11 protein-coding genes are annotated in these 9,931 nt (G+C 37.6%); 6 read left to right on the forward strand and 5 right to left on the reverse strand.

All coding sequences use genetic code 11. The features are described 5' to 3' along the window. Positions 1-81 precede the first annotated feature (81 nt). From QMD82_02690 to QMD82_02705, 4 genes are read left to right on the forward strand one after another with little or no spacing between them, the layout of a single operon-like run. On the forward strand, positions 82-717 hold the full coding sequence (locus tag QMD82_02690) for a hypothetical protein (GenBank protein ID MDI6850827.1): 636 nt from the start codon (positions 82-84) through the stop codon (positions 715-717). Continuing rightward, positions 717-1,310 (forward strand): T9SS type A sorting domain-containing protein, encoded by a 594-nt coding sequence (locus QMD82_02695; GenBank protein MDI6850828.1) that lies wholly within the window; start codon positions 717-719, stop codon positions 1,308-1,310. The genes QMD82_02690 and QMD82_02695 overlap by 1 nt, the downstream gene beginning before the upstream one ends. Next, positions 1,311-1,748: a TlpA disulfide reductase family protein gene (locus QMD82_02700; protein ID MDI6850829.1), complete on the forward strand. Its 438-nt coding sequence runs from the start codon at positions 1,311-1,313 to the stop codon at positions 1,746-1,748. It begins immediately after the preceding gene. A 2-nt stretch (positions 1,749-1,750) separates the two neighbouring features. Then, positions 1,751-3,133: a DUF6029 family protein gene (locus QMD82_02705; GenBank protein MDI6850830.1), complete on the forward strand. Its 1,383-nt coding sequence runs from the start codon at positions 1,751-1,753 to the stop codon at positions 3,131-3,133. 174 nt (positions 3,134-3,307) lie between these two features. Here QMD82_02705 and QMD82_02710 read toward each other — a convergent pair whose 3' ends face one another. From QMD82_02710 to QMD82_02730, 5 genes are read right to left on the reverse strand one after another with little or no spacing between them, the layout of a single operon-like run. Next, positions 3,308-4,222 (reverse strand): hypothetical protein, encoded by a 915-nt coding sequence (locus QMD82_02710; GenBank protein MDI6850831.1) that lies wholly within the window; start codon positions 4,220-4,222, stop codon positions 3,308-3,310. Further along, positions 4,219-4,926 (reverse strand): outer membrane lipoprotein-sorting protein, encoded by a 708-nt coding sequence (locus QMD82_02715; protein ID MDI6850832.1) that lies wholly within the window; start codon positions 4,924-4,926, stop codon positions 4,219-4,221. Before QMD82_02715 ends, QMD82_02710 begins: the two co-directional genes overlap by 4 nt. A gap of 8 nt (positions 4,927-4,934) precedes the next feature. Next, a complete protein-coding gene (locus QMD82_02720) occupies positions 4,935-6,149 on the reverse strand; it encodes an FtsX-like permease family protein (GenBank protein MDI6850833.1) in 1,215 nt (404 codons plus the stop codon). Beyond that, positions 6,140-7,339 (reverse strand): FtsX-like permease family protein, encoded by a 1,200-nt coding sequence (locus QMD82_02725; GenBank protein MDI6850834.1) that lies wholly within the window; start codon positions 7,337-7,339, stop codon positions 6,140-6,142. The genes QMD82_02720 and QMD82_02725 overlap by 10 nt, the downstream gene beginning before the upstream one ends. 1 nt (position 7,340) lies before the next feature. Beyond that, positions 7,341-8,018 (reverse strand): ABC transporter ATP-binding protein, encoded by a 678-nt coding sequence (locus QMD82_02730; GenBank protein ID MDI6850835.1) that lies wholly within the window; start codon positions 8,016-8,018, stop codon positions 7,341-7,343. Between the two features lie 124 nt (positions 8,019-8,142). On the opposite strand from QMD82_02730, the gene QMD82_02735 reads away from it, so the two are divergent. Both QMD82_02735 and QMD82_02740 read left to right on the forward strand, forming a co-directional pair. Continuing rightward, entirely contained in the window at positions 8,143-8,988 is an 846-nt protein-coding gene (locus tag QMD82_02735; protein MDI6850836.1) for a hypothetical protein, read from the forward strand. Positions 8,989-9,202: 214 nt separating this feature from the next. Continuing rightward, on the forward strand, positions 9,203-9,931 hold a 729-nt coding region (locus QMD82_02740), incomplete at its 3' end, for a hypothetical protein (GenBank protein ID MDI6850837.1).

Here is a 9,931-nt window from a genome sequence, read left to right on the forward strand (position 1 = left end):
AAGGAGGGTTTCAATTTGATACATCGCAGGTTCTTTCTGGTAGTATTTTTTTTAATAACAGGATGTTCTAGGCTTCCTCAAATGCCGGAGCCTACTTCTCAACCAATAATTCCGGTTTTTGAGGTTTTTGGGTATGCGAGATGCCCTAATTGTTCTATTGTTGAAAAGTCCCTCGACTCTCTGAAACAAAACTTGAGCGATTCTGTTGTGGTTTTGCAGTATCATATGAGAACTCTTGGTGATACTCTCTCCCCCGAATCGATTTTGGAAAGGCAAAATCTTTATAATATTGGATCTTCCGCTCCTGTTACGATCATTCACGGGGAGGAAAGAATTGAAGGTTCTTCTGGAGTGAGTTTGAGCATGTTTGAGAACTATTACAGAGCACTTAGAAGCCGGGAAGATTCTTTAGGACTAAAGGTAACATATATAGATGAAGGTGATACGGCGAGAATGATAATTGGTGCGGCTGGTGAATTTAGTTTGGAAAGATTAAAATTGTTTGTGTTTCTTACGAGGGATAGCATAATCTTTAAACAGCCCGGTGCCCCCGATTCCATTTTCAACAATGTTGTAACGTTCTACCGTTCATCGGTTGCAGCGATACCTTATGAGATGAAAGTTGATAAAAACCTTTTAATTGGTGGTAATTTTGTGGCTTTTTTACAAGATACTGTTAATTTAAAAATAATTAGTGTGCTACAAAGGAGGTTTTAATGGGCAGTGTAGTTTTTATCATAATTATTTCAATGTTTTCTCTCAGGACTTTGGGTTCTCCTTATATTTATGTGGATACTAACAGCTATGCCACTTTGAAGATTGAACTTTTAAATGACAGCATTCCAAGAAACCTTATATTTCACTTTGAGCGAATATCTGCCCCCTCGGATCTACAGTTTATGCAGTGTATTCAACAAATGTGCTATTATTCAGATAGTGTTGAGGTGAGTATTCCTTCGGGGATTAGAGATACGATTCAGCTTGACTTTTACTCAGGTTCTGAAACTGGTCCATTGAATGCGGTATATAGAGTTTATGATGCTGACAATTTTCAGGATAGGGATTCAGTTTATATCACAGGGCAGGTTCCTGTCAGAGAGTTCACGAAAAGACTTTACTACAAGTCTGGCATGCTTTATGGTGATGGGTTAAAAAGAGTCGAGGTTTACGATCCACAGGGTGTTTTACTTTTTTCAAGAGATCTTGATTATGTGAATTCTCTTCCGTTTGAACTTAAAAATGGGGTTTATTTTATTAGAGCCTTTACATCATCAGAAGTGCAAACCTTAAAAATATTGGAGGTTAAGTAAATGTTTAAAGCATTTGTATTGTTTACTTTTGCATTGCTTAATTCAAGAGAAATAAAAACTTTTAATTATGGCGTTGTTGATATGGATACAATTTGGGGCAAGAAGCCCGTTTATATTAGCTTTTGGGCTATTTGGTGTACCAATTGTGTGAAGGAACTTGACAAAATTAACAAAATAAAAGACTCTCTTAATATTGTAGTTATTGCGATTAATGAAGATGGTCAGCGCAAGCTGAGTCGGGTGGACGCTTTTATTAAGACTAAAAAATGGGATTTTCCCGTTGTAATGGATTTTGACCAGTCTCTTATGAAATCTTATGGCGTTAGTGCCCTTCCTACCTCTTTCTTATATTCAAAGGAGAAAAAGTTACTGAAACGATTTACGGGATTTTCAACAAAGGATAAGGAATTACTGAAAAAACTCTTAGTGGAAGAGTAAATATGAGGTTTTTATTTGCTTTACTTGTGCAATTTAACTTTAGCCTAAACGGAGATTATTTCCTTGATCGAAAATCCTTAGAGGAGCATGTTTTGACCTTTGGAAACTTCCGGCATTCACTCTCCAACTTCTTAATTTTTTCAGATTTTGTTATTCAGCAGCCTTCTCAATGGAACAAGGGATTATTAGTGTTAAAACCCGGCTTTTCTTTCAATAACGATTTCGTTGAGTTAAAACTTTTTGATTTTCAGCAGCAATTTCAAAGGGGGCTCGTATTATCTCAGGTTAGTGATTTTCAGTTCAGAAGGTTGAGGTATATAAGGGGTTTTGAAATTGTGGGAAAGCATGGCGGAATAGCCCTTAACCTTTTGAGTGGCCAACTGGTTTCCTATGATTATGACAATTTTATTTTTTTCTTAACCAACGATACAACGGACGTGATTAGAGCTTTAAATATCACTTGTGAAAGAGAGAACATTGATATTGAAGCAACCTATGTTAGGTTGAACAGAAAAAATATGCCAGAAAGTTCAGCTTTTCAAGAAATTTACGGTTTTCGGAGCGAGGTTTCTCTAAAGTCAGTCAGTTTTGAAATTAATATTGGGAGGAAATGGGGTGTTGATCCAATAACTTACTCTCGACTTAAAGGCCTGGGAGTTAATGCAAACTTAATGGGCAACTTTAACTCTTTTAATATTAGCCTTTCTGGTGTCTATTACGATTCAATAAATTTCTGGAATTACAATCTTCCACCAGTTATTACTGAAAAAGAACTTTTACCAGAAGCGGGATACGCCGACAAAGGGCTGAGCCTACTCTGTACTTATAACATCTCTGATTCCTATTTTGAATTGCAACTCGCCAGTATAGTTGATTTAAAGGAAAATAGCATTATAAGTCCTTCTTATAGTAAAGCCTTTCAAGAGGGGTATTTAAAATTCTATGGACATGTTAATGGAATACCTTTGAATTTGAAAGGCGCAAGGGAGAAGTATCTCAGAGTTGAGCCTGAATACCAGACATTATTGACTTATTACCTTGAAGCACATTCTGAGTTTAATTTCAAAGTGCCAATTGAGTTAGGTTTTAAAATCACCCGAAGTCAAGAGGATAGCATAAAATACTGGATGACTGAAATTACTTATGGGCTGAATCTATTTGAAAATCTTAGTGCTTCCTTTCAGATTGAGTATTCTACCAAGAAAATCCCCCGTTTCAATAACGAGAATTTTTGGGCGACTTTTGAAGTGATATACCGCTTTGAAAATGGGAGTATTGCTTTGTCTTATGGGAAAAGGAGGGGAGGACTCGTATGCTCTGGCGGAATGTGCAGGATTTTGCCCTCCTTTGATGGTTTAAAACTGGGACTTAATATCGGGTACTAAGGTAAGATGAATTAAAGTTATTTGTGGGATTTGAAACCCCTTACTCGATTTTTTATTACATCCAATGTGTTTATTTAAACTAACGAGCAACTGGGGCTTTGAACTATGTCTTTCATTCTTTTAGATGGGATTTTAAAGTCCTACATTCGCTCTTTAACAAGGAAGACTTCAGGATTAAAAACCCTTTGTGAGTTTAAATCCCCCATAGATTGCGTAGTTGATTTTTGTCTCTTTGAAACCCAGAGTAAACCCAGTTTCTAAAATTACGTTATTGCTCATTACGTATCTATAGTCAAGGAGAGAGATAAACGTTTTATTGTCTATGTCTAAGAAGCAAAGAAAATATGGAATTTCAAAGATGCGGTCTTGGAATTTTACTTCAACAGCAAGCAGGTTTTTTGTCAGCATATAATTTGCAGGGATTATCGTGAGTTCAGGATAACTGGAATGGGAGAAACTCACCAAAAGCAGGGTGTTCCTTACTGGAAACTCAACGCTGGCTGTGACTTTCAGTATAGAATCCTTTAGGAAGCTCTGCATCTTTGCAGTCAGTTTACCGAAATAACCGCAATAGCCTCCAATATTTAAGCCCTTTTTTATCTCGCTGTAGACACCTATCTCAAATTTTGAGAATCCTTTTGACAGCTGAGCCTTCACAATGTCAGATGTGCTCTCTTTAAATGTGTAAAAAAGAGTTGGCGTTATTATATCGTTTATGAATCTTAAAAAAAGACCTTTTTCTCCTTCAAATTCCGTTTCAACAGTTTCAAAAGCTACGGGATAGAAAAAGGGATTGAAGAGCCCCGGAAATCCGGGGATGTACAGGATTTTTCCTCCTTTAATTTCCAGGCCATTATGCTGGTATTTTAAGTAACACTGGTAAATCTTCCCCCTGATATCGGTAGAATCCTCTGTTTTAATTGCATTTAGTCCAAAGTCTGAGTAAAGCCTGAAATCGTTAAACTTCAAGTTAATGTTAACGGAAGGTCTTAATATCCCCGTAAAGTTTTCACTTTTAGAGTCATAAAATCCAAAGGCTGATAATCCAAACTTTAAAGTAGAAAGAAAGATTAATGCCAGAACTTTCATTTTTTGAGTTCGCTCAATAAGAAGTACTTTTCAGGGACGGGAATATCTAATTCAATTTCTTTAAAAACAAACTTGGTGTAAGAATCTTTAAGCCGTAAATCTCTCATCACAATTAGGGTGGGAAATTCTCTCCCTTTGAAGTTTCTAAATTCAACAGCTTCCACTTCTTTTATCTTTCTACCGCTTTTTGTAATTAACTCCTCTTTAAGCCAGATGCCTTTATTAGGATCCACAATCATTCTTATTTTGTAGTATGGGGCGCTTCCCGTTGTATCCACAAGTTCTAAAATCGCATATTTCCTTTCCCCGATCATCGTATCACTCATAGAAGTTGACATATAATATTTCAAAGGATCTTCTTGCATGACGTCCTCATAGGATAGGTCACTTCCCATGAAGGATTGCTTGAGCATATCACCAGAAAGCCTTACTACATCGTCAATATCGGGCAAGTATATGTAAAGATTATCTTTCAACTTAAGGTATTTTACACCTCTGTCTTCAGGATTCGTGAATTCCAGGTAAAAGTTTTCACTCTTGCTGTATCCTTTAAAAGATTTAGTAAGGATTCTTTTTCCTTTTTTAATCTCAATCTCGGCAGTGAAGCGGGAGGTATTGTATTTCAAGTTTCTCCTCAACTTGTTTAAAACTTCCTCTGAAGAAAATTGTTGAAACAGAACCAATATTATAAAAATTGCTTTCATGGTTCCCCCTATATGTTTCTCAAAGTTTCTTGAGGCGTTAGTCTCTTTGCCTTCAAGGCAGGAAAGATTGAAGCCAAAAAGGACATCGAGGTGACAATTAGAAAGGCAAGAACAAGAATCCATGGATTCGCTGAAGGCCTAATTATGTAAGGGAATGGAAATTCTATTCCTTTTATCAAAGATTCAAAGTTTATTCCCTTGGTATGCAAAATTGTGTTGGTAAGAAAACCTATTAATCCACCCGCAAGGCCCCCCGTAGAACCAATAAGGGTTCCTTCTAATCCGAATAGTTTAAAGATTTCGTTATCAGTCATTCCAAGGGCTTTTAGCGTACCGATTTCTCGCATTCTTTCGAAAACAGCAACGGTCATAGTATTAATGATGGCAAAGGCAGCAAGTAATGTGATGAGAATATAAATGTTGAGATAAAAAACGTCTGCGAATTTATAAAAAAAGGCAAATCCCCCGAGTGCGAAGGTGTAGGGATTAGCGGTAAGTCCCTCGGGTAAATGAAGGGAATTTATGAACTTATTTATATCTTTCTCCTTTTTAAGGAATACAAGTATTTCATGGGTTCCATCACCCATTTTTAGAAGTTTTTTAGCATGTTCAAAGGATAAGACTATAAGTGAACGATCCAGAGTGGCATAACCTATCCTGGCAATTCCCGAGACGGGTAATTTTGTAGCAGATAAGCCGCCTGATACACTGTGTGTCAGAATTGTAAGAGTATCACCGGGTTTTAACTTCAAGGTGCGCGCTAAGTCTGAAGCTATAACACAACCTTTCTCTAAATCACTAGTCCCCTCTACTATTTTTTTCTTCAATTCAAAGGTTTTTGATTCCTTTTCTGGATCTATAGCGAAAAGGTAGCTGGGCTTGTTGGTTCCGTCCTTAGTAAAGACCATTCCCCCGGCTTTGATCCGCAAGGTGTAAAAGTTCACATATTTTGAATTTTCAAGAAGACTTATGACCTCGTCAAGTTCCTCTATGTACTCTTCCTGTGGCAGGAATATCCGCCTTTCAAAGTAGTCTTTTGTTGTGATGAGAACATGTCCTGTGTCCAGTTTGATGATTAACTCTCTTGAGGCGTTGAGTGCCCCCTTAAGATACCCATGTAATGCGACTATTACAAATCCCGAAACAAAAAGGGATAGGGCGGTCAAAAACGACCTGCGCTTATTCCTCATCAAATTTCTAAATGCAAGCTTTTTTATATCCATCTTAAACACTCCGCAGGTAATAAACCCTTTGCCTTTTTTGCCGGCAAGTAACTGGCGATTAATGTAGAAATTGGCCCGAGAATCAGTGAAATCCAGATACTCTTAAAATTCCACGTATTTTTTATTACCCCCGAAACTCGGTAACCGAAGTTCATGTCCTTCGGAAGCAATGGAGACCAATCAATTCCGTATTTAACCAGAAGGTAATTTATTATCACACCTAAAAGAACGCCAAAAATGGACCCTACAACTCCAATAAGTACGCCTTCGGTTACGAAAAGTTTCATAACCTCACTATCTTTCATACCAATTGCCTTTAGGGTACCAATTTCTCTCATTCTTTCAAAAACTGCTATCATCAGGGTGTTGGTTGTACCTATAATTCCAATAAGAATTATGAAGAAAAGCAAGATGTTCTGTGAAAATTTTTTCGCTTCACTTATGGAGAGAAAATCTTTCCCTTCCTCCTGCCAGGTTTTTACTGAATATTTTGGAAGGATTTTTTCAATCTCGATCTTATATTTAAAGGAGTTTTCAAAATTGTCTGTTTTGACAAATATTTCTGAAATTTCACCTTCAAATTCCCCAATTTCGTTTAGGGAGTTTATGTGTGTAAAGACTTGAAGGTTGTTGATGATAAAGCTTGGTGCATCAATAATACCTTCCACAGTAAACTCCTTGGAAACAATAGCGCCTCTTTTCCCCTTGAAAGTTAAGTATAGAACATCACCTTCCTTTACTTTAAATCTATCAGCGATTACACTTCCGATCCAAAGCCCTGACTGTGAGATCAGGCCATTAGTGTACTTATGTAGTTCAAAAACTGCAGTATCCTTATCTGGATCGATTCCCACAATTATAACAGGATATTCATCTATTCCATTGTCCAGAAACCCTGCTATTTTAAGTCTTGGACATATTCCTTTGACGAAAGGCAATGACTTTAGTGTCTTTTCCACATTAATATAGGTATGCATTCTCCCTTCAAAGGTTTCTGGGTTATATTCCTCCGATGTTATTTTCAGATGTCCCGTTTCCAGGTTTATGAAGTTTTTTGTTGATTCAATCTCAAATCCATCAAGCATGCCCTGGATAACAATATAATACATTATCGCAACGCTTAAGATGGAAAAAGTTAGCAGGGTTCTCCTTTTGTGCCTGAATAAATTTCTGAAAGCCGTTTTTAACATATTATACCTCGATTTTTCCGTCCCTTAGTTTTATTATTCTTTTAGCATACTGCATTATTAATGGATCGTGAGTGGAGAAAATAAATGTAACACCCTGCTTTTCATTAAGTTCTTTCATTAGATTTACGATATTCTTTCCTGTTTCCGAATCCAGGTTGGCTGTAGGCTCATCGGCGAGGACAAATTCGGGATCTTTAACCAGCGCTCTTGCTATGGAAACCCTTTGTTGCTCTCCACCAGAAAGTTCGAGGGGTTTAATGTCCTTTTTGTCCTTGAGTCCAACTAATTCCAGAATCTCAAGAATTTTGCGCTCCTTCCCCTTTTTTGAAAGCCTTGGGTATTTTAGATTTAAGGCAATTTCCACGTTTTCATAAACGTTCAGGACGGGTATAAGATTAAAACTTTGAAAAATGAAGCCAAAATAGTGCCTTCTTAACTGGGCAAGTTCATCGGAGCTTTTCTCATTTAGAACGGTATTTTCAATAAAAACTTTTCCCTTTGTAGGTTTGTCTATGCATCCTATAAGGTTAAGAAGAGTTGTTTTACCGGAACCTGATGGCCCAACCAGGGCAATAAATTCTCCTTTTTCTACCTCGAGGTCAATGCCCTTCAGGGCATGGACTTGTACTTTTCCTGTATTGTATATCTTTTCGACTTTTTCAAGTTTTAAGAGAGGCATCTTACCTCCTTCTCAAAAATAAAGGTAAAGCAGGTTTGCGGTATTTTCAAATTCAAGTTGAATGCAAAATTTATCAAGTAGTATAATAAATAAACTGACTCTTGCAAGTTAAAAGAGGCTTAATATGGTAAGGAAAATCTTGGAAATAGGGGCTGGTGTATTATTGGCTTTGATGACTCTAACGGTCTCTGTTTCTACAGTTAGCAATACTGGATGTACAGTAAAAACAGATACCCTTTTTGTTCACGATACAACTTATTTGAGTGCTGTTTTCGTTGCTTTTATAGACGAAAATGACCAAGAGGCTTTTCTATTTTCTGATCCTGTTGCAGATTTAGCTTCTTCGCACGTAGTAATAGAATGGGATACAAATACATACATATTCTCCGAGAAAGGCATTGGGCGGGGATACATATTCTTTGGAGATACCCTTTCCCTATTAGTTGGTGCTCCTTATACGCTTAGGTTGACCACCAATTTGGGAGAATGTCAGGGAACTTTTACTATACCTGATACTGCCAACATTACTCAGCCTACAAGTGATGATACGATGAGTTTAGGTTCAAATATATTGGTTTCATGGAATAAAATTAGCAATGCATCTTTTTACGAATTGCATTACTCTTTTTCCGCATATGATAGTGGTGGGTATTGGATTGATTACGGGTACGCCGATACTATTTTGATGGATACGATTTTCACGATTCCGGCAAGTTTTTTCAATGTTCCCGATGCGGCATTTTACCAAGCTTCAATATATGTGTACCCTTACCAAGGCCCTGCTTTAGAAGCGGGGGCTACTTCAAATACGCAGGGATCGATTAAGGGCTTTCTATACGCTGGAGGTGAGGGAGACTATGTGTATATTTACGTGGGAACTCCTACGAGAAAGTCAGGATATTTTAAGATACCTGAACCAACCAAAGAAGCTATACGTGGTGCCATCTTAAAGAAACTTGGATTAAGATGAAAAAGAAGTTTGGCATTGAATTGGGGATCTGCCTTTCTTCTGTGCGTAGCATTTTGGATATAAGAAAGTCCAGAAGTAAGTGTAGGAATAGTCCTGCATTTGTACTTTATTTGAATATGCATAGTGTCATGAAGCATAGTGCAATAAAGTGTTGTTAGGGATAATAGCAGAATTTTCAAATCTTTAAACTAATATTGTTTGAAGGGGGGAGTATATGATGGTAAAAAGGGTGTGGAGTATGTTATCAACGTTGATGTTCGTTGTTCTTGTAGTTACGGTGTCCGTTTCCACAATTTGCAGTACGGGCTGCTCGACAGAGACAGGCAGTACTCATGACGCCAACGATGCCTTTTTTGTGGCTTTTGTAAGTGAAGATCACCAGGAGGCTTATTTGCTGTCAGACCCTATTCCTGATATAGCTTTTTCGGAGGTGAAAGTGGAACATGATACCACGGTATATACGATTTCCCGCAAAGAATTGGGTTTAGGTGGTATTTATTTCAGTGATACATTATCACTTTCCATTGGGTTGCAATATACAATGATAACAAACTCCCCTTTAGGTGGTTGTGAGGGAACTTTTGTTATACCTGACACTGCCAATATTACTCAACCTGCAGATGATGATACCGTAAGTTTAGGTTCAGATGTACTGGTTTCGTGGAATAAATCTGACAACGCTTCTTTTTATTTCTTGCATTATTCTTTTGTTGGCTTTGATAGCACAGGGATGTGGCTTGATTATATATCAGGGGATACCTTTACTGTGGATACGAGCTTTGCAATTCCTGCCACTTTCTTCAATGTTGATGGTGCCGCTTATTATGAAGGGTTGATATCTCTTTATCCTTATCACGGATCTGTGCCCGAGGCAGGTGCTACTTGCAATATGCAGGGATCGATTAAGGGCTTTCTATACGCTGAAGGTGAGGGAGACTATGTG

This window comes from bacterium, from assembly GCA_030019025.1.
Taxonomy (GTDB): domain Bacteria; phylum Hydrothermota; class Hydrothermia; order UBA1063; family UBA1063; genus UBA1063.